Annotated in this window: 19 protein-coding genes; 14 read left to right on the forward strand and 5 right to left on the reverse strand. The window is 56.1% G+C overall.

Going from position 1 to position 20,228, the window contains the following annotated elements:
• Window positions 1-12 precede the first annotated feature (12 nt).
• On the forward strand, window positions 13-1,077 hold the full coding sequence (locus tag ACOTYH_RS17085; RefSeq protein WP_032668888.1) for a fimbrial protein: 1,065 nt from the start codon (window positions 13-15) through the stop codon (window positions 1,075-1,077).
• Between the two features lie 6 nt (window positions 1,078-1,083).
• Here ACOTYH_RS17085 and ACOTYH_RS17090 read toward each other — a convergent pair whose 3' ends face one another.
• The gene (locus ACOTYH_RS17090) at window positions 1,084-1,719 is read right to left on the reverse strand and encodes a LuxR C-terminal-related transcriptional regulator (protein ID WP_015570092.1); all 636 of its coding nucleotides are present in this window, start codon (window positions 1,717-1,719) and stop codon (window positions 1,084-1,086) included.
• A 569-nt stretch (window positions 1,720-2,288) separates the two neighbouring features.
• Between ACOTYH_RS17090 and ACOTYH_RS17095 the strand changes: the two genes are divergently transcribed.
• Together ACOTYH_RS17095 and ACOTYH_RS17100 are read left to right on the forward strand one after the other, a co-directional pair.
• The gene (locus ACOTYH_RS17095; protein WP_015570093.1) at window positions 2,289-2,909 is read left to right on the forward strand and encodes a LuxR C-terminal-related transcriptional regulator; all 621 of its coding nucleotides are present in this window, start codon (window positions 2,289-2,291) and stop codon (window positions 2,907-2,909) included.
• A 75-nt stretch (window positions 2,910-2,984) separates the two neighbouring features.
• Complete coding sequence (locus ACOTYH_RS17100; protein ID WP_032646710.1) at window positions 2,985-3,665, forward strand: EAL domain-containing protein; 681 nt, start codon at window positions 2,985-2,987, stop codon at window positions 3,663-3,665.
• Window positions 3,666-3,698: 33 nt separating this feature from the next.
• Here ACOTYH_RS17100 and nlpA read toward each other — a convergent pair whose 3' ends face one another.
• Together nlpA and ACOTYH_RS17110 are read right to left on the reverse strand one after the other, a co-directional pair.
• Window positions 3,699-4,499, reverse strand: coding sequence for a lipoprotein NlpA (gene nlpA / locus ACOTYH_RS17105; RefSeq protein WP_213774926.1), 801 nt, complete (start codon window positions 4,497-4,499; stop codon window positions 3,699-3,701).
• Window positions 4,500-4,727: 228 nt separating this feature from the next.
• A complete protein-coding gene (locus ACOTYH_RS17110) occupies window positions 4,728-6,227 on the reverse strand; it encodes an MDR family MFS transporter (RefSeq protein WP_421637838.1) in 1,500 nt (499 codons plus the stop codon).
• Window positions 6,228-6,305: 78 nt separating this feature from the next.
• Between ACOTYH_RS17110 and ACOTYH_RS17115 the strand changes: the two genes are divergently transcribed.
• Window positions 6,306-6,953 (forward strand): TetR/AcrR family transcriptional regulator, encoded by a 648-nt coding sequence (locus ACOTYH_RS17115; protein ID WP_421637839.1) that lies wholly within the window; start codon window positions 6,306-6,308, stop codon window positions 6,951-6,953.
• Here ACOTYH_RS17115 and ACOTYH_RS17120 read toward each other — a convergent pair.
• The gene (locus ACOTYH_RS17120; protein ID WP_017383664.1) at window positions 6,950-7,369 is read right to left on the reverse strand and encodes a GNAT family N-acetyltransferase; all 420 of its coding nucleotides are present in this window, start codon (window positions 7,367-7,369) and stop codon (window positions 6,950-6,952) included. The genes ACOTYH_RS17115 and ACOTYH_RS17120 overlap by 4 nt on opposite strands.
• A 185-nt stretch (window positions 7,370-7,554) precedes the next feature.
• On the opposite strand from ACOTYH_RS17120, the gene ACOTYH_RS17125 reads away from it, so the two are divergent.
• From ACOTYH_RS17125 to ACOTYH_RS17150, 6 genes are all read left to right on the forward strand, one after another.
• Window positions 7,555-8,124: a TetR/AcrR family transcriptional regulator gene (locus ACOTYH_RS17125; protein WP_000104919.1), complete on the forward strand. Its 570-nt coding sequence runs from the start codon at window positions 7,555-7,557 to the stop codon at window positions 8,122-8,124.
• A 146-nt stretch (window positions 8,125-8,270) separates the two neighbouring features.
• Window positions 8,271-9,392 carry an efflux RND transporter periplasmic adaptor subunit gene (locus tag ACOTYH_RS17130; RefSeq protein ID WP_017383665.1) on the forward strand — a complete coding sequence of 374 codons (1,122 nt, stop codon included), beginning with the start codon at window positions 8,271-8,273 and terminating at the stop codon, window positions 9,390-9,392.
• A complete protein-coding gene (locus tag ACOTYH_RS17135) occupies window positions 9,392-12,502 on the forward strand; it encodes an efflux RND transporter permease subunit (RefSeq protein WP_023295673.1) in 3,111 nt (1,036 codons plus the stop codon). Before ACOTYH_RS17130 ends, ACOTYH_RS17135 begins: the two co-directional genes overlap by 1 nt.
• Window positions 12,502-13,866, forward strand: coding sequence for an efflux transporter outer membrane subunit (locus tag ACOTYH_RS17140; RefSeq protein ID WP_017694001.1), 1,365 nt, complete (start codon window positions 12,502-12,504; stop codon window positions 13,864-13,866). Before ACOTYH_RS17135 ends, ACOTYH_RS17140 begins: the two co-directional genes overlap by 1 nt.
• A gap of 49 nt (window positions 13,867-13,915) precedes the next feature.
• On the forward strand, window positions 13,916-15,073 hold the full coding sequence (locus tag ACOTYH_RS17145; RefSeq protein WP_421637840.1) for a multidrug effflux MFS transporter: 1,158 nt from the start codon (window positions 13,916-13,918) through the stop codon (window positions 15,071-15,073).
• Window positions 15,074-15,155: 82 nt separating this feature from the next.
• Window positions 15,156-15,452, forward strand: a complete 297-nt coding sequence (locus tag ACOTYH_RS17150; protein ID WP_003861030.1) for a YicS family protein — start codon at window positions 15,156-15,158, stop codon at window positions 15,450-15,452.
• A 48-nt stretch (window positions 15,453-15,500) separates the two neighbouring features.
• On the opposite strand, the gene ACOTYH_RS17155 is transcribed toward ACOTYH_RS17150, so the two are convergent.
• Window positions 15,501-16,451, reverse strand: coding sequence for a LacI family DNA-binding transcriptional regulator (locus ACOTYH_RS17155; protein ID WP_015570102.1), 951 nt, complete (start codon window positions 16,449-16,451; stop codon window positions 15,501-15,503).
• Between the two features lie 293 nt (window positions 16,452-16,744).
• Here ACOTYH_RS17155 and ACOTYH_RS17160 point away from each other — a divergent pair, with 293 nt between their 5' ends.
• Genes ACOTYH_RS17160 through ACOTYH_RS17175 form a run of 4 tightly spaced genes read left to right on the forward strand, consistent with a single transcriptional unit; the run spans window position 16,745 to window position 20,098 of the window.
• Entirely contained in the window at window positions 16,745-17,059 is a 315-nt protein-coding gene (locus tag ACOTYH_RS17160; protein ID WP_032668892.1) for a PTS sugar transporter subunit IIB, read from the forward strand.
• 11 nt (window positions 17,060-17,070) lie between these two features.
• Complete coding sequence (locus tag ACOTYH_RS17165; RefSeq protein WP_214601223.1) at window positions 17,071-18,396, forward strand: PTS transporter subunit EIIC; 1,326 nt, start codon at window positions 17,071-17,073, stop codon at window positions 18,394-18,396.
• Between the two features lie 17 nt (window positions 18,397-18,413).
• Window positions 18,414-19,790: a glycoside hydrolase family 1 protein gene (locus tag ACOTYH_RS17170; RefSeq protein ID WP_058688749.1), complete on the forward strand. Its 1,377-nt coding sequence runs from the start codon at window positions 18,414-18,416 to the stop codon at window positions 19,788-19,790.
• 5 nt (window positions 19,791-19,795) lie between these two features.
• Window positions 19,796-20,098 (forward strand): PTS lactose/cellobiose transporter subunit IIA, encoded by a 303-nt coding sequence (locus ACOTYH_RS17175; protein WP_014168006.1) that lies wholly within the window; start codon window positions 19,796-19,798, stop codon window positions 20,096-20,098.
• The last annotated feature ends 130 nt before the right edge of the window (window positions 20,099-20,228 follow it).

The raw sequence follows: 20,228 nt of genomic DNA on the forward strand, positions 1-20,228 counted from the left end.
CGGATTATCAAAATGTTACGATCATTCATGTTCCTGCTCCTCACCAGCATTAGCGGGATGAGCTATGCCACCTGCTCCGGCAGCAGCATCGTTTATGGCACACCGATTACCATTGATTTATCGGATAAGCTGAGCCCGGCCACGCCCACATGGACCGGCAGCTTCAGCACCCAGTACAGCGGTTCGTTCAACTGTACGACGGGTAACAGTGAATTTTCTTACACGCCGATCCTCTCGACCGACAGCAAATACGCGACCATCCTCGGGTTCAGCAATAACAAGTATATGGTGCGGGCGGAGATCACCAATCCCCCGGCCAATAAAACCCTGTCAGCCAGCGGTAGCCATACGGCGTCTGAGCTGAACACTCCGTTTACGGTTCGCTTCACCCTCGTTAACCAGAGCGGTACCACCCTGACGGGGGATACGGCGAACATGAGCGACGTTCTGTTCGTCAGCGACATGAGCGGGTTATCCATCTGGGAAATCATCACCTGGCCAATCAATCAGGTCATCAAGATAGCGCAGTGGTTATTCAGCGGGTTCAAGTGGCCTTACGACAACCGAGATATGTTTGGTCAACCGATGATCATCAAATACGCGCCGAAACTGACTACCTGTTCCTTTGATAATGCGGGGCTGACCGTGGCGCTGCCGACGCTCGGCATTCCCCAGCTCAGTGCATCCTCACAGCCGGGGCTGACGCCTTTTTCACTGAACATGAGCTGTCAGAACGTCGGGGTTAATGGCAATTCCGATCGGGCAATTGAGATGTTTCTGTCCAGCACGCAGCTGCTCTCAACCGACAGCTCGGTGCTGATCGACAGCAGCAGTAGCGCGGCGCAGGGCGTGGGGCTCCGCCTGATAAAACGTGACGCCCCGCAAACGCCGGTGACCTTCTCTACCTCAACCACCAGCCGTGGCAACGCCACGATGATTTTCAGCGTGGCGGCTGGCGCGGCGCTGGACGAACATTTCACCCTTCCGATGGCGGCGTACTATTACGTGTGGGCGCCCGCCCAGGTGAGCCAGGGTAAGATCAATACATCGGCTACGCTGAATATTATCTATCCCTGATGTGAACTATTCCTCCATCTTTCCAACCGCTTGCACATACTTAATCAGTTCGCTGTGGTTGGAAAGATTCAGCTTTTTCATTGCATTGTGTTTCTGTGTCGCAATGGTACTGACCGAACGGTTTCGATGACGGGCAATCTCCGTCGTTGAAAATCCTTCCACGATAAGATGAAGCACCTCCCACTCTCTGGCCGAGAGGATGGAACGCGCCCGGGAGCCGGACCGCATTACCCGCCTGAGCCACGAAGAGATCGACGGTTTTTGCCCGTCCGCCATGAGCAACGCGGGTAATTCCTTTTTCAGTTCAGTCAATTCATCCTGCTGACTGATGGTTAATTCAAATTTCATCTCCAGAACTTTTTTTAACAGCCCGTAAGGCAGCTCGGGCACCAACAGAACACGCCTGACGTGATGGGTTTTACATAAAGATGTAAAACGGCTGCTGACCTCCGCACTCCACTCTTTATGATTAAGCAGATAATTAAATTCAGTGAAGAAAACATCCACGTTATTATCCGCCACCGCCGCCAGCGCCTGTTCTGTGGAATCGACCTGAGTAATGTTCAGTACGTAATCGGGTAAAAGATCCTGGAGCGCCCGGAATATTATCTCTTTAAATATATTTATTTTGTAAAACACCATTACCCTTACGATACGTTCAGTATTATTCATGTCTTTTCTAAATTCTCGTGACCGGAGGAAAATGATAATAGTTTATGTACTCACCACTCACAACCTCTTCGCGCCAGGATTTTATCCTTCTCAGGCTTAAAAATCTGAACAAGGACATTAAATTCATAGAAAAAATTCTATTTTATTCTGCACGCCGTTTCCCCTCGCAGATAAAGCCCTGTCGATAATCCTGCCACGATCACAATTTTTCTTACAGGAACAGCAGTAAATCACTGAAAAAACGGTGGATTAACCCCATTAATCAACCTTCTGATGCTTATTATCCGCTCATTTACAGAATAAAAATCTGGCATGAATATTATTAGAAGATTAAAACAATTGCATATACCATTAAAACCATTTTTCAATTTTATCTTCCGCTAATAATTGGCTTCAGCTTTACTCGACGGTTTGTATTGGCTTACATTGATGCCATCGCATCGCGTTATTTAAAAAGTGCTCGCTATTCTTTTAATAAGAGAGTGCGAACCGCCATTTTCTCTTATATGGACTGTTTACTCAGCGAAAGGAGAATGCCAATGCAAAATAAAAAAACAATTCACGTTGCCGTTGTTGACAGCTGCGAATTCACGATGATTGGCCTGCAATCGCTTGGAAAGCGTGAGCCTGATGAAAAACACGACGTTATTTTCCATGGATTTACCCATATCGAAGAACTTGCTATGAGTGAACAACTCTTTGATATCATCATTTATGATCCGTTGAATACGCGTCATTTCCGGGTGACGACGAATGACGACATTCTCTGTATTAAACAGAAACAAGTGACGGCGAAGATCTATATCTATTCGTTATCCGCCGGCTATTTGAAATTCAAACATGTTGATGGAGTCATCAGCAAAAGAGTCTCCCTGGGGGATATCAAAGCGCTGTGGCAAATACTGATGAGCCAGACGCCGCAAGAGTCTGGCCGTTACAACGTAGGCATGACGACCCGCTTACGCACCCCGGCGAGGTTGTCCAGCGAGGAGGCCAGCGTATTGCGCGGCTATTCCTGTAATCTCAAAACCAAGCAAATCGCCCGTCAGCTGGGGTGTAACGTCAGGCTGGTTTACTTTTATAAGAACAACGCCATGAACAAGCTTAAGGCCGTGCGTGGCCCCTCGTTTTACCAGAGCATTCGCTGGATCCTGAATTAAGAATTTGACCGTGTGTCGTTTGCCTTTTGTTCCCGTGTCCGCGGGAACCTTTTTTCATTTCCTGAAGGCTGTTCCATGTATACCGTTCTTCCCTCTCCCCTGTTGCAACGTATCTCAGGGCTGCGATTCCAGCCTCTTGTCGATCTTCATTCGGGCCAGGTGTTCGCGCATGAAGTTCTCGTGGAGATCCATAACGTCAATCTTGAGGTGCTGTTTGCCTCGCTGCCCTCGCGCAGCGCGCTGCAAATCTTCTTCTGGCAGGCCAACACCCTGTTACAGATACCCGCCCGGGACGCTTACTGGCTAAACCTTCCGGCAGAACACCTTCTCAACGAACGCGCTATCCGGTTGTTGCTGGCGTTACGCCATCAGCAGCGGTTAACGATTGAAATTCAGGATCCCCTCACCATCACACGGCTGGGCGAGGATGAGCAACGTCGTCTTCATGCCACGCTTGTTCGTTTAAAAGAGGCGGGATGGCAAATCTGGCTGGACGATTTAACCCGGGAGTTGGCGGAGGCGTTCGCGCGGCTTGCGCTGCCGCTGGATGGGGTGAAAATTGACCGCTCAGCGCTGCGCGAGCGCGCGCCGCTTGCCCCGTTTGTACAGGAGGTCAGGGCAGGTATCGCGCAATCAATTCTTATAGAAGGCATCGAAAACTCGCGGGATCTGGCGCGCGCCCGCGCGTCCGGCGCACAGTCTGGTCAGGGTTTTCTGTGGCCCGAAAGCCGAACCGATGCCCGCGTAACGCTTTGACGGCCAGCGGAGCGCTGGCCTTTTTACCGGGGCTTACCAGCCCGGCACCGCGCCACCGTTAAAAAGGGTCTCCGCCGCTTTCGCCACTTCCGGCGACTGATAGGACTGGATAAATTCCTTCACGTTTTCGGCGTCTTTGTTCTCTTCACGCGTGACCACAATATTCACGTAGGGTGAGTTTTTGTCTTCGATAAAGACGCTGTCGTGTACCGGAGAAAGCCCCGTTTGCTGGAGATAGGTGGTACTGATGATGGCCACATCCACTTTCGGATCGTCCAGCACGCGCGGCAGCTGCGCCCCTTCCAGCTCCATAATCTGTAAGTTTTTCGGGTTCGCGGTAATATCCAGCGCCGTTGGCAGCAGCCCAACATCCGGTTTAAGGGTAATCAGCTTCTCTTTTTGCAGCAGCAACAGCGCGCGGCCAAGGTTGGTGGGATCGTTTGGAATCGCAATGGTTGCGCCGTCCTTCAGCTCAGAGACCGATTTAATCTTTCGGGAGTAACCCGCCATCGGGAAGACGAAGGTATTGGCCACGGCGACCAGCTTGTAATTGTGCGCCTTGTTATCTTCTGCGAGGAACGGGCGATGCTGGAAGACGTTGGCGTCCAGTTCGCCCTGGTTGGTGGCATCGTTGGGTAGCAGCGAGCCGCTAAAGCCCACCAGCTCAACATCCAGACCGTATTTCTCCTTTGCCACCTTTTTGGCGACTTCCGCCACGTCCTGCTCAGCGCCATTGATCACGCCGACTTTAATGTGTCTGGCATCATTGACGCCCTGATCACAACCCGCGAGCAGCAGGCCAGTCAGGAGAAGCGCACCCAATCGAAGTTTCACGAGACAGTTCCTTTTGATAGACGTTTTGAAGACTATATCGACAACGAGACGGCAGGCTAAAAAACGAAAAGGAATCAGTAAGACGGTTAAGTTATATGCGGCCTGTTGCCGGGTGGCGCTGCGCTTACCCGGCCTACGTAACGGGCGAAGTGTAGGCCCGGTAAGCGTAGCGCCACGGGCGATGGGCATCAGGCTACGGTAGTCCAGGCGCAAGCAGAACCGCTTCCCTCACGCCTGCCGACGCAGCGGCGCTTCGCGCAAAAACCACGACAGCACAAACGCCAGCACCATAATCCCCGCCGCCAGCATGAATACCGCATGGATCGCCGAGCCGAACGCATCCAGATAGTCCAGACGCAGGGCATCAGGCAGATGGTGTATGGCAACGGGATTAAGTTCGCGCGGCAGTTCCGCCCCTTCCGGCAGCCTGTCGATCAGGCCTGATTGCAGAATATGGGTGAACACCGCGCCAAACAGCGCAACGCCAATCGCCCCGCCAATGGAACGGAACAGCGTCACCCCAGACGTCGCGACGCCGTATTGATCGGCTGACACGCTGTTCTGCACCGCTAGCACCAGCACCTGCATCACCAGTCCCAGCCCCATGCCCAGCACGCCGGTAAACAGGTACAGCTGCCAGGTTGGGGAGGTGATTGAAATGCGCGTCAGTAACACCATCCCCACCACCCCGACCAGCGTGCCGAGGATCGGGAACAGACGATATTTCCCGGTACGGCTGATGATGCGCCCGCTGATAATGGAGGTGAGCAACAGCCCACCCATCAGGGGGATCAGCTGCAAACCGGCCTGCGTCGGCGTGGCGTCTTTTACCACCTGTAAATAGAGCGGCAGGAAAGTGACGGAGCCAAACAGCGACATGCCGATAATAAAACCGATCAGGCTACAGAGCAGGAAGCTGCGGTCGCGGAAGAGCGACAGCGGGATAATCGGCTCCCACGCCAGCCGCTCTTCGTAGATAAACCCGGCGATCCCCGTCAGGCCGAAGGCCAGAATGCACCACAGCTGCGGGTCGCTCCATTGGCGGATAGTCCCACCCTCGGTGGTAAACAGAATGATGCACAGCAACGCCATGCTGAGGTAAATCGCCCCCAGGTAGTCAATCTCATGCTTGCTGCGCCGCGCGCTGCCGTGGAAAACCGCGCCAATCACCAGCAGGGCAAACAGCCCCAGCGGCAGGTTGATGTAGAAAATCCAGCGCCAGGATGCGTGCTGAACGATAAACCCGCCGATCAGCGGCCCTATCACCGTCGCCAGGCCAAACACGCCGCCAAACAACCCCTGATAGCGACCCCGATCGGCAGGCGGGATCACGTCCGCCACGGCAGCCATGCTGATCACCATCAGACCGCCGCCCCCCAGCCCTTGCAGGGCGCGCATCAGCACCAGCTGGGTCATGTTCTGCGCCAGACCGCACAGCGCGGACCCTACAAGAAACAGCACAATCGCGATTTGCAGAACGATTTTTCGGCCAAACAGATCGCCGAATTTGCCGTACAGCGGCACCACGATGGTCGAACTGAGGATATAGGCCGTTACCACCCACGAGAGCTTATCCAGCCCGCCCAGCTCACCGACGATGGTCGGCAGCGCGGTGGAGACAATGGTCTGATCCAGCGCCGAGAGCAGCATCACCAGCAGGAGTGCGCTGAACAGCAGCTTAATCGACGGCGCCTTTTTCGCAGGTTGAGTCATTACGTCGGACTCCATAAGACATCACTTGAAATTAATTAATCGTATAATTAATATTTGTGGAAGTGATGAATAAGATCAAGAGATACGGTGACCATGCCAGCACAAAAGGACAATTCTGAACCCCGCCGCCCCGGTCGGCCACGCGGCGGCAAGCGCGTTACCGCCAGCCGTGAACAGCTGCTGGACATCGCCCTGAACCTCTTTTCCCGCCAGGGGATCGCCAATACGTCGTTGAACGCTATTGCACGCGAAGCAGGCGTGACGCCCGCCATGCTGCACTACTACTTCAACTCCAGAGAACAGTTACTGGATGCGATGATTGAGGAGCGCTTCCTGCCGTTACGCGAGCGGATCGGGGCGATTTTCGCCGACAACCGGGATTCGCCGGTGGATGCCCTGACGGAAATGGTCAGGGTGCTGGCCGAACTGGCGGAAAAGTATCGCTGGTTTGCCCCGCTGTGGATGCAGGAGGTGATTGGCGAGATGCCGGTACTGCGCACCCATTTGCAGGCACGCTTTGGCGATGAGAAATATCACACCACGCTGGCAACCATCAAAGGCTGGCAGCAGGAAGGAAAGCTGAATCCGGCGCTGGCCCCCGAACTGCTGTTCACTACGCTGCTGAGCCTGGTGCTGGTGCCGTTCTCCCGCATGCGCAATGACGAGAGGCTTAACGCCCTCTCGCCGGAGATCGTGGTGCGCCACGTGTTAGCCGTGACAGGCACCGGGATCGGCGGTTAAAGATTTTTGGACAGATAGTGTCTCTGCATTCCCTGATAAGGGTAATCCTGCAAGGACATCTGCACCTGATAACCCTGTTTTTCATAGAACGGACGCGCCTGGAAGCTGACCGTATCCACCAGCGCGTGACGACAGCCTTTGCGACGGGCCTCCTCTTCAGCCGTTTTGATAAGCTGGCTTCCCACGCCCGTTCCCCGCACGCTGTCGCTGACCCACAGATAGTCGATGTTCAGCCAGTCGCCTTTCCGTACGCCGATTAACCCGCCCAGCATGACGCCATTGTCGTCTCGCATATATACGCCAATATCGCCGCCAAACGTCGACAGATCTAAAAACTGCGCGTTATAGGCTCTTAGCCCCGTTAATAATTCTTCTTTTTCTTCGGCTGTGACATTATCTGTAATGCTCAGATGCATAATTCTCTCCTTATTTTCAGCGCAATCTGAATATCTCACAGCTTAACCTTCATAAAAACTCCTTATTTTCTCCATTGTTTATAGCTGGAAATATTCATTCAATATGTAAATAAAAAAAGCCTTTCCAATAGTCTCCGAAAACGTATAATGAGAACGATCATTCTCACTTTTTACGGTAGCCGACAATGAGTACAAAGCTGGAAGAACGACAAAAACTGCGGCAGGACGAAATCATTACCGCCGCGCGCCGCTGCTTTCGCGCCAGTGGATTTCACGCTGCCAGCATGTCGCAGATCGCCAGCGAAGCCAGGCTCAGCGTCGGACAAATCTATCGCTATTTCAGTAACAAAGACGCGATTATTGAAGAGATGATCCGGCGCATTATCGACTCACGTATTGAAGAGATGCAGGGCAAAACCCTGGTTGAAGGGATGCCGCAGGCGCTTGCCTGGCGCCAGACGCTTAACGAAGACGATGACGCGCTGATGCTCGAAATGTCCGCAGAGGCCACGCGCAATCCGCTGGTGGCAAACATGCTGATCGAAGCCGAAGCACGCATGTTCGCCAATGCCTGTGAGCACCTGAAAAAGCAGTTCCCTCACCTGAGCGATGAGCATATTCGCTGCTGCGTGGAGATTACCGCCGTGATGATCGAAGGCACGATTTACCGTCGACTCACGCCTTTAAAAGTACCATCAGAACAATTAGAGCCTATATACCAGAATATTTTAAATATGATTTTCTCTGCGAAGTAATCGCATGTGAATAATTAGCGGAAATAAGTAATTTCCCTTTTTCATTTCTGGCTCAGCCAGAGATGCGGGATCGCTGTGCTTTTAATTAGCCCTCCTCCCTGTTAAGCGATTAACAGGGCAGGCTTCGTTCACCCTGGAAAAAGATTATGAAAACCATAACAACCTCCATCGCGGCATTACTCCTCCTGACAGGGTGCGATAATGCGCAAACATCTGCTCCTCAACGTCCTCTTCCGGAAGTGGGGATTGTCACCCTCATGAGCCAGCCGGTGTCCGTCGTCAGCGAGCTGACCGGCCGCACCGCCGCCGCAATGAGCGCCGAAGTGCGCCCCCAGGTAGGTGGCATTATCCAGAAGCGCCTGTTCACCGAAGGCGATACGGTCAAGGCCGGGCAGGCGCTGTATCAGATCGATCCTTCCAGCTACCGCGCCGCGTATGATGAAGCCGCCGCCGCACTGAAACAGGCACAGGCGCTGGTGCAGGCCGACTGCCAGAAAGCCCGGCGTTATGCGCAGCTGGTGAAGGACGACGGCGTATCACGTCAGGATGCGGAAGACGCGAAGTCCACCTGCGCGCAGGACAAGGCCAGCGTCGAGTCAAAGAAAGCCGCGCTGGAAAGCGCCCGCATTAACCTCAACTGGACCACCGTCACCGCGCCGATTGCCGGACGTATCGGCATCTCCTCTGTGACCCCCGGCGCGCTGGTGACCGCCCAGCAGGATACCGCGCTGGCCACCATTCGCGGGCTGGACAGTATGTACGTCGATTTAACCCGTTCCAGCGCCGATCTGCTGCGTTTACGCAAGCAAACCCTCGCCAGCAACAGCGATACGCTGAACGTGTCGTTGATTCTCGAAGACGGCAGCAGCTACAGCGAAAAAGGCCGCCTGGCGCTGACCGAAGTGGCGGTGGATGAGTCTACCGGCTCAGTCACCCTGCGCGCCGTCTTCCCGAACCCGCAGCATCAGCTTCTGCCGGGCATGTTCGTCCGCGCCAGAGTGGATGAAGGCATCATGAATGACGCGATCCTCGCCCCGCAGCAGGGCATCACCCGCGACGCCAAAGGCACCGCCACCGCGCTGGTGGTGAACGCCAGCAACAAGGTCGAACAGCGTCAGCTGGAGACGGGCGACACCTACGGCGACAAATGGCTGGTGCTGAGCGGTTTGAAGGCGGGCGATAAGCTGATTGTGGAAGGCACCGATAAAGTCACCGCCGGGCAGGAAGTGAAAGCTGAAGAGATGAAAACCAACGGAGGAAACGCCTGATGTTTTCCCGTTTCTTCGTGCGTCGCCCGGTCTTTGCCTGGGTTATCGCCATTCTCATCATGCTCGCCGGAATGCTGGCGATCCGCACGCTGCCCGTTGCGCAGTACCCGGACGTGGCTCCGCCGTCGATCAAAATCTCCGCCACCTATACCGGTGCCTCCGCACAGACGCTGGAAAACAGCGTGACGCAGGTGATCGAGCAGCAGCTCACCGGGCTGGATAACCTGCTCTACTTCACCTCCACCAGCAGCTCGGACGGGTCGGTGAGTATTAACGTCACGTTTGAACAGGGAACCGATCCGGACACCGCTCAGGTACAGGTGCAGAACAAAGTCCAGCAGGCGGAATCGCGCCTGCCGACCGAGGTGCAGCAGTCCGGGATCACCGTCGAAAAATCCCAGAGCAACTTCCTGCTGATCATGGGCGTATATGACAAAACCGACACCGCCAGCAGCTCGGATATCGCCGACTGGCTGGTGAGTAATATGCAGGATCCGCTGGCGCGCGTGGATGGCGTCGGTAGCCTACAGGTGTTCGGTGCAGAATACGCGATGCGCATCTGGCTCGACCCGGCGAAGCTGGCGTCGTACTCGCTGATGCCCTCCGACGTGCAGAGCGCGATTGAAGCGCAGAACGTGCAGGTTTCCGCCGGTAAAATCGGCGCGCTGCCCTCGTCGAACGCCCAACAGCTGACCGCCACCGTCCGCGCTCAGTCGCGTCTGCAAACGGTCGATGAGTTCAAAAAGATCATCGTCAAGAGCCAGTCCAACGGTGCGGTGGTGCGCATCAGCGACGTCGCGCGCGTGGAGATGGGCAGCGAAGATTACACCGCCACCGCGAAGCTGAACGGCCACCCGGCGGCGGGTATGGCAGTGATGCTCTCACCGGGCGCCAACGCGCTTAACACCGCCACGGCGGTAAAAGATAAGATCGCCGAGTTCAAAAAGTCGATGCCGGAAGGCTACGACGTGGCCTATCCGAAAGACAGCACCGAGTTCATCAAGATCTCCGTTGAGGACGTGATTCAGACCCTGTTCGAAGCCATTATCCTCGTGGTGGTGGTGATGTACCTGTTCCTGCAAAACATCCGCGCGACGCTGATCCCGGCGCTGGCGGTGCCGGTGGTGCTGCTGGGCACCTTCGGCGTGCTGGCGCTGTTCGGTTACTCCATCAACACCCTGACGCTGTTTGCGATGGTGCTGGCTATAGGGCTTTTGGTGGATGACGCCATCGTGGTGGTGGAAAACGTCGAGCGTATTATGCGCGACGAAGGGCTGCCCGCCCGGGAAGCGACCGAAAAATCGATGGGCGAAATTTCCGGCGCGCTGATCGCCATTGCGCTGGTGCTCTCTGCGGTATTCCTGCCGATGGCCTTCTTCGGCGGCTCTACCGGGGTCATTTACCGCCAGTTCTCGGTCACCATTATTTCGGCGATGTTCCTCTCCGTGGTGGTGGCGCTGACCCTGACGCCCGCGCTGTGCGGCTCGATCCTGAATCACACCGCTCCGCACAAAAAGGGCTTCTTCGGCGCGTTTAACCGCTTCTACAGTAAGACCGAGCACGGCTATCAGAACAAGGTGCTGCGCGCCCTGCGCCGTTCCGGTGGCATGCTGGTGATCTACGCCCTGCTCTGCGGCGCGATGGGGTTCGCCATGCTAAAACTGCCGGGCAGCTTCCTGCCAACCGAAGACCAGGGTGAAATCATGGTGCAGTACACCCTGCCCGCCGGCGCAACCGCGGTGCGTACCGCCGAGGTAAGCCGCCAGGTACGCGAGTGGTTCCTCACCAAAGAGAAAGCCAATACCGACGTGATCTTCACCATTGAAGGCTTCAGCTTCAGCGGCAGCGGCCAGAACGCCGGGATGGCGTTCGTCTCCCTGAAAAACTGGTCAGAGCGCAAAGGCGATGAGAATACCGCCCAGGCCATTGCCCTGCGCGCCACGCAGGAGCTGAGCACCATTCGGGATGCCACAATTTTCGCCATGACCCCCCCGGCGGTGGATGGTTTAGGCCAGAGCAACGGCTTTACCTTTGAGCTGATGGCCAGCGGCGGCACCGACCGCGACGCGCTGCTGAAACTGCGTAACCAGCTGATTGGTGAAGCCAACCAGGACAACTCGCTGCACGCCGTGCGCGCCAACGATCTGCCGCAGATGCCGCAGCTTCAGGTGGATATCGATAACAACAAAGCCGTGTCGCTGGGGCTCTCCCTGAGCGATGTTACCGACACCCTCTCCAGCGCCTGGGGCGGCACCTACGTTAACGACTTCATTGACCGTGGCCGCGTGAAAAAGGTCTACATCCAGGGCGACAGCGACTATCGCGCGGTGCCATCGGATCTTAACAAATGGTATGTGCGCGGCAGCGACAGCACCATGACCCCGTTCTCCGCCTTCGCCACCACCCGCTGGGAGTATGGCCCGGAAAGCCTGGTGCGCTACAACGGCTCGGCGGCGTATGAGATTCAGGGCGAAAACGCCAGCGGCGCCAGCTCCGGTACGGCGATGAGCAAAATGGAGCAGCTGGCGAATAACCTGCCGTCCGGCAGCACCTGGGCATGGAGCGGTTTGTCGTTGCAGGAAAAACTGGCGAGCGGTCAGGCAATGAGCCTCTATGCCCTCTCGATCCTGGTAGTGTTCCTGTGCCTGGCGGCGCTGTATGAGAGCTGGTCGGTGCCCATTTCGGTGATCCTCGTGATCCCGCTTGGGGTGCTTGGCGCAGCGGTTGCCGCCTCCCTGCGCGGCCTGAACAACGACGTCTATTTCCAGGTGGCGCTGCTGACCACCATCGGTCTGTCGTCGAAGAACGCCATTCTGATTGTCGAGTTTGCCGAAGCCAAAGTGGCCGAAGGCTACTCCCTGACGCGCGCCGCCCTGCGGGCCGCCCAGACGCGTCTGCGTCCGATCATCATGACCTCGCTGGCGTTTATCGCAGGCGTGACGCCGCTGGCGATTGCCACCGGCGCCGGGGCCAACAGCCGCGTGGCGATCGGTACCGGTATTATCGGCGGGACGCTGGCCGCGACGCTGCTGGCCATCTTCTTTGTTCCTTTATTCTTTGTACTGGTGAAACGTCTGTTCTCCGGTAAGCACGCAAACCGGAGGTCATAATGTTTCGTGTAACCGTATTAACGTTAGCGCTGCTGAGCGCGGGCTGTGTGTCATTAGATCCCACGTATCAGCGCCCGGACGCCCCCGTCCCGGCGACGTTGCCGGGCGCCCATGGCGAAGCCAACGCCGTGGTGAGCCAGTGGCAGCAGGTGATGAATGATGCGCGGTTGAAAAGCGTGGTGACGATGGCGCTCAACAGCAACCGCGACGTGCAAAAAGCGATTGCGGATATCGACGCCGCCCGTGCCCAGTATGGCGAAACGCGCTCGTCCCTGTTCCCGACGGTGGACGCGGAACTGAGCCACACCCGCAGCCGCACGCTGGCGAGCGGCGTCGCGACAAGTGACGAAGCCAACGGCGCGGTCTCCAGCTTCGAACTGGATCTGTTTGGCCGCAACCAGAGCCTGTCGCGTGCCGCGCGTGAAACCTGGCTTGCCAGCGAATTCACCGCGCAGAACACGCGCCTGACGATGGTCAGCGAGCTGACCACGGCCTGGGTGACGCTGGCGGCGGATAACAGCAATCTGGCGCTGGCGAAGTCCACCCTGGAGAGCGCCGCAAACTCACTCAAGATTGTGAAGCGCCAGCAGGAAGTGGGTGTGGCAGCGGCAACGGACGTCAGTGAAGCGATGGCGGTTTACCAGCAGGCGCGCGCCAGCGTGGCGAGCTACCAGACGCTGGTGATGCAGGACAAAAACGCTCTCAACCTGCTGGCGGGCGATACGGTGCCCGAGAACCTGCTGCCCGGCACGCTGGAGAGCCTGAGCGACAACGCCATCACGCTGATCCCGGCGGGCGTCAGCTCCAGCGCGCTGCTGCGTCGTCCGGACATTCAGGAGGCCGAGCATAACCTGCTGAGCGCCAACGCCAACATCGGCGCGGCGCGCGCCAACTTCTTCCCGACCATCTCGCTCACCGCCAGCGCGGGCGTCGGCAGCGATTCGCTGTCGTCCCTGTTCAGCCACGGGATGAAGGTCTGGTCGTTTGCACCTTCCATCACCCTGCCGCTGTTCAGCGGCGGCAACAATATGGCGCAGCTGCGCTATGCGGAAGCCGAGAAAAAAGGGTTAATTGCGACCTATGAGAAAACCATCCAGAGCGCGTTCAAGGACGTGGCCGACGCGCTGGCCCGGCGCGAAACGTTGAGTGAACAGCTTGATGCCCAGCGTGAATACGTGGCGGCGGAGCAAAAAACGCTGGATGTGGCGACGCGCAGTTACAAGGCTGGCGCGGGCGATTATCTGACGGTGCTCACCGCGCAGCGGTCGCTGTGGTCGGCGCAGGAATCACTGATTGCCTTGCAGCAAACCGACCTGGAAAACCGCATCACGCTGTGGCAGTCGCTGGGCGGCGGGATCCAGTAACATCACTGCCGGGCGGCGCAACGTTGCCCGGCCATCAGAGTAAATACCTATGGCAAAACTCTCTTTTTCTTTCGCGGCCATCCTTGGCCTGCTGACGGCGATCGGGCCGCTGTGTTCCGATTTTTATCTTCCGGCGCTGCCGGAGATCGCCACCCAGCTCAACACCTCCACAACGCTGACGCAGCTTTCTCTTACCTCGGCGCTGATTGGCCTGGGGCTGGGACAACTTTTTTTCGGCCCGCTAAGCGATCGCATCGGACGTAAAACGCCGCTGCTGTTCTCACTTTTGCTGTTTGTACTGGCTTCAGTGCTTTGTGCCAGCACGCAGAATATTTACGCCCTGATCGGCTGGCGATTTGTGCAGGGCGTTGCCGGGGCGGGCGGCTCCGTACTTGCCCGCTCTATCGCCCGTGATAACTATCATGGCACGATGCTAACGCAGTTTTTTGCCCTACTGATGACGGTCAACGGCATCGCGCCCGTGGTGTCCCCGGTACTCGGTGGCTATATCGCGTCGCATTTCGACTGGCGGATGCTGTTCTGGGTAATGGCAGGGGCGGGTCTGGCGCTGCTGATCGCCAGCCAGCTTTTTATCCGCGAGTCCCTCACAGAGAAACAGGGCGGGGGATCGCTGACGCAAACCGCCAGGACGGTACTTAAAAATCGTCGCTTTATGCGCTACTGCCTGATCCAGGCCTTCATGCTGGCGGGGCTGTTCGCCTATATCGGGGCATCCTCCTTTGTGATGCAAAACGAGTATGGCCTGAGCGCCATGCAGTTCAGCCTGCTGTTCGGTGTGAACGGTATCGGCCTGATCGTCTCAGCGCTGATTTTCTCCCGTCTGGTACGCCGACACCCGGCGGAAGGGTTAATGCAAATAGGTCTGGTGTTGGCCGTAACCTGCGCGGGGCTGACGTTGCTCTTTGCGTGGATGCAGCTTTCCGTTCCGGCACTGATTGCACTCTTTTTCACCGTCGCATTTAACAGCGGGATCAGCACCATTGCGGGTTCAGAAGCGATGAGCGCAGTCGACGCGAAGGAGTCCGGCACAGCGTCAGCCATTCTGGGCATGCTGATGTTTTTATTCGGCGGGATCGCAGCGCCTCTTGCCGGTATCGGCGGAGAAACGATGCTGAAAATGAGTCTCGCGGTGTTAGTAAGCTATGGCATTGCACTGGCGATCGGATCCCGCACGCAGAATGCGTAAATTCATACTTTTGGCTTGAATCGCGTTGATGAATGTAACGATATATTTCAGGGGAAGAATGTGACTTTCAAAGGAGGTTTCGATGAAATCTGCACACCTGGTTTGCCTGCTCGTTTGCCTGATTTTCGCTGCGTTTGTTCACGCGCAGGAGAAGAGCGCTCCGGAGAAAGAGGCGCAAATAAAACAGCAGGTCCTGAAAGATGTGAAGAAAACCTGTACCCCGCAGAAAAAGCAGAGCGATAAGGCCTGGCAGGCGATGATTTTGTCGTCTGAGGCCAATCAGCTGCTGATCAAAAACGCCATCACCGCCGTGAAGCGTGACAACCTGGACGCCTACTGGGATGCAGTAAGTCAGGTGGATTGTATGGAAGATTACTGAGGGTTGAGCGCCGGGTGGCGCTGCGCTTACCCGGCCTACATCACACGTTTAACGCTTCCGCACATCCGGAATAATCAAATCCCCGCGCAGAACGTAGGACCCGAGCATCTGCGTTTTCTCTGTCAGCCAGCTCACGATGCGCGCCGCCATGGCGTCCATGGAATACTCAATGGCCGGGATCACCGGAATACCCGGCAGATGCAGCGAACCGCCGAGGCTGAAAACCATGATGTCTTCCGGTACCGATTTATTAAACGCCTGTAACTGCGGGATCACCCGCTGGGCTTCCTGCTCATCCGCCACCAGCAGCGCGTTGAAGTTCAGCGTGGACGCGTTGTTGAGTAATTCCTGAAGCGCAACGGACGATGAAGTCGCGTCCATAAACACGAGGTTGCGATTAAAGGGCAGGAAGTTTTTCTCCAGCGCGTGTTTGTAGCCCAGCAGCACCTGATCGGCAAAGCCGCTGCCTTGCGGGTGGATCAGCGCTATCTGGCGACGCCCCTGGCTGGTGAGATAGTTACAGGCCGTTTCGGCCGCGAACGCGTGATCGAACTGAATGCTGTTGGCGTTATCGGCTTCCATACAGTCGACCAGAATCACGTTGTCCATGTCCACGTCCAGCGGGAAACGCGCGCCAATCACCAGAATGTCATCACATAAGCCGCAGGAGAGTTCTTCAAGGGCGTTCATCACTTCTGTTTTTGTGTGTGCAAAACGCAGCAGCAGATGTTTTTGATGCTGGCTGAGGTGTTTTTCCAGCGCGTACAGGTAACCGGTGGTCTGGTTAATGTTTTCCTGCGCGCAAATCACCCCAATGCAGCCCGTCGACTGGCTGAGCAGCGACTGGGCGATCACGTTGGGACGATAGTTCAGCTCATCCACCGCTTTCAGAACAGCCTGGCGGCTGGCTTCTTTAACGCCACGCGACCCGCTCAACACCCGTGATACCGTGGCTTTGGACACCCCGGCCAGACGCGATACATCGTTGATTGTAGACATCTCTCTCCCCTGTCAGACGCAACTGGCGTCTGTAATTTCCATCACCGCTACGGCTCACATTATAGCCAGAACGGAGTATATCCGTTTCCGTTTTCCATGGAAACCGATTTTCCGTTTCCACTCAATTTGATGCCAAAACAGCCAAATTATGTGACCCACATCCGGTTAATTAGCCTCATAAGTAAGGGATCTTGATGGTTGTCACACTTCTGTCTTTTATAAATGGAAACCGGTTTCCGTATCATGTCCAATCATCCTCGCAATAACTTTTTACATTTTGAGGATGGTTGTCGATGTTCAAGATTATGCTGTGCTGCTCTGCCGGGATGTCCACCAGCCTGCTGGTCAGCAAAATGATCGATGTTGCAAAAGAACGGGGCTTGCCCGTGAAGATAGATGCGTATGGCGTATCCGAATTTGATACGCAGTTTCCGTACTATCAGGTGGTGCTTCTCGGACCGCAAGTGAAATACATGTTAAAGACGCTCTCAGACAAGGCAGCGACGCAAGGCATTCCGGTACAGCCCATCGACATGATGGATTACGGCATGCAGCGTGGCGATAAAGTACTGGACTATGCTCTGTCGCTCATCGAAGCGGCACACTAAAAGGTGTTCACATGAGTTCGTTATATCAATCCATGGTCGCGGTGATTGAGCAGTCAATTACGCCGCTGGCCGCGAAGCTCGGTCAGCAAAAGTATGTGATTGCCATCCGCGACGGCTTTACCGCTGCGCTGCCGTTTATGATCATCGGCTCGTTTATGCTGGTGTTTATCTTCCCGCCGTTTTCGGCGGATACCACCAACAGCTTCGCCCGCGGCTGGCTGGATTTCTCCGAGGCCTACCGCGAACAGCTGATGCTGCCGTTTAACCTCAGCATGGGCGTGATGACCTTCTTCATCTCGGTGGGGATTGGGGCGAGCCTGGGGCGTCAGTTTAACCTCGATCCGGTGATGTCCGGCCTGCTGGCCTTTATGGCCTTCCTGCTGGTCGCCGCGCCCTATGCCGATGGCAAAATTTCGACCCAGTATCTCTCCGGTCAGGGGATCTTCACTGCGCTTATCACCGCGATCTACTCCACTCGCGTCTATGCGTGGCTGAAACAGAACAACGTCACCATCCGCCTGCCGAAGGAAGTGCCGACCGGCGTGGCGCGTTCGTTTGAGATCCTGATCCCGGTGATGGTGGTGATCGGAACGCTGCACCCGCTGAACCTGTTCATTGAAGCGCAGACCGGGATGATCATCCCGCAGGCGATTATGCACCTGCTGGAGCCGCTGGTGTCGGCGTCTGACTCGCTGCCCGCCATTCTGCTCTCCGTCCTGCTGTGCCAGATCTTCTGGTTCGCTGGTATCCACGGGTCGCTGATTGTCACCGGCATCATGAACCCGTTCTGGATGGCGAACCTCTCTGCAAACCAGGCGGCGCTGGCGGCGGGCGCGGCGCTGCCGCACGTTTATCTGCAAGGTTTCTGGGATCACTACCTGCTGATTGGCGGCGTAGGCTCCACCCTGCCGCTGGCGTTCCTGCTGCTGCGTAGCCGCGTTACCCACCTGCGCACCATCGGCAAAATGGGCGTGGTGCCAAGCTTCTTTAACATCAACGAACCGATTTTGTTCGGCGCACCGATCATCATGAACCCGATGCTGTTTATCCCGTTCGTGTTTGTTCCGCTGGTCAACGCCTGCCTGGCGTACGGCGCAACCAAACTCGGCTGGCTGGCTCAGGTGGTTTCGTTAACCCCGTGGACCACCCCCGCGCCGATTGGTGCGTCGTGGGCGGCGAACTGGGCGCTCAGCCCGGTGGTGATGTGCCTGGTCTGTATGGTGATGTCCGCGCTGATGTACCTGCCGTTCCTGCGTGCCTATGAGCGTACGCTCATCAAAAACGAAGAGCAGAAAGCTCAGGCGACCGTCGGTAACGCTGAAGCCGCCAGCAATTAAGTCAAAGAGGAAGAGTCATGAAATACGCATTTCCCGATAACTTCTGGTGGGGCAGCGCAAGCTCCGCTCTCCAGACGGAAGGGACACGAGAGGGTGAAACCACGTGGGATTACTGGTTTGCCCGCGAGCCGAACCGTTTTCACAACGGCGTGGGGCCGCAGCACACCTCCACGTTTTATCAGCACTGGAAAACGGACATTCAGCTGTTAAAGCAGCTGAACCACAACAGCTTTCGTACCTCGATTAGCTGGGCGCGCCTGATCCCTGACGGTATCGGTGAAGTGAACCCGGACGCGGTCGATTTTTACAATCAGGTCATTGATGAGCTAAACGAGCAGGGCATCACGCCGTTTATCACCCTGTTCCATTTCGACATGCCGATGGCGATGCAGGAGATTGGCGGCTGGGAAAACCGTGACGTGGTGGACGCGTACGCCCGCTATGCGCAGATTTGCTTCGAGCTGTTCGGCGACCGCGTGCTGCACTGGTTTACCTTCAACGAGCCGATTGTTCCGGTGGAAGGCGGTTATCTGTACGACTTCCACTACCCGAACGTGGTGGATTTTCGTCGGGCAGCCACCGTGGCGTATCACGCCGTGCTGGCCCATGCGAAGGCCGTTCAGGCTTACCGCGCCGGACACTACGCGGGTGAGATCGGCATCGTGCTCAACCTGACGCCGTCGTACCCGCGCTCCCGGAACCCGGCGGACGTGAAGGCGGCGCACATAGCGGACCTGATGTTTAACCGCAGCTTCCTCGACCCGGTGCTGCGCGGGGAGTATCCGGCGGACCTGGTGGCATTGCTGAAATCTTACGATCAGCTGCCCGCCTGCAAGCCGGAAGACGGTTTCCTGATTGCGGAAGGGAAAATCGACCTGCTCGGCGTTAACTACTATCAGCCGCGTCGCGTGAAGTGTCGCGACAGCGCGGTGAACCCGCAGGCGCCGTTTATGCCGGAGTGGTTCTTTGATAATTACGAGATGCCGGGCCGTAAGATGAACCCGTACCGCGGCTGGGAAATCTACGCGCCGGGTATTTACGATATTCTGGTTAACCTGCGCGATAATTACGGTAACCCTCGCTGCTTTATTTCGGAAAACGGCATGGGCGTCGAAAACGAGCAGCGCTTTATTGAAAATGGCCAGATTAACGATCAATACCGCATCGATTTTATTTCTGAGCATTTATCGTGGCTGCACAAAGGTATTAGCGAAGGCTGCAATTGCCTTGGCTATCATATGTGGACGTTTATTGATAACTGGTCGTGGTGTAATGCGTATAAAAACCGCTACGGTTTTATTCAGCTCGATGTAGAGACGCAGCAGCGCACCATTAAAAAAAGCGGAGAGTGGTTTGCCGCCACCGCCTTAAATAATAGTTTTGATAAAGAGTAATGATGATGATCGCACTAGAAGAAGCCGTAATGGAAATTATCGTCAACGCCGGCCAGTCCCGCAGCTTGTGCTTTGAAGCCCTGCACGCGGCGCGTCAGGGCAACCTTGATGAGGCCAAAAGCCTGCTGCGCGAAGCCGACGGCTACGCGCGCCAGGCGCACAAGATGCAGACCAAACTGATCGAGCAGGATGCGGGCGAAGCCCGCCAGCCGATGACCTTAATTATGGTGCACGCCCAGGATCATTTAATGAATTCCTTATTAGCGCGCGAGTTATCCGAAGAAATTATTCATTTATATCAGAGATAGTCTATGGCGAAATAATTACTGTAATACCTCTGTACCCTAAATAGAGATCCACTTGTTCTGATGATAGCGACATACTCTGTCAGATCGGAGCGGGATGGTTATTGTCTGAATAAAATTAAACTATATTGAG

Origin of the sequence: Enterobacter cloacae complex sp. SHL001 (genome assembly GCF_049236825.1) — a bacterium.
GTDB classification, from domain to species: Bacteria; Pseudomonadota; Gammaproteobacteria; order Enterobacterales; family Enterobacteriaceae; genus Enterobacter; species Enterobacter hormaechei_C.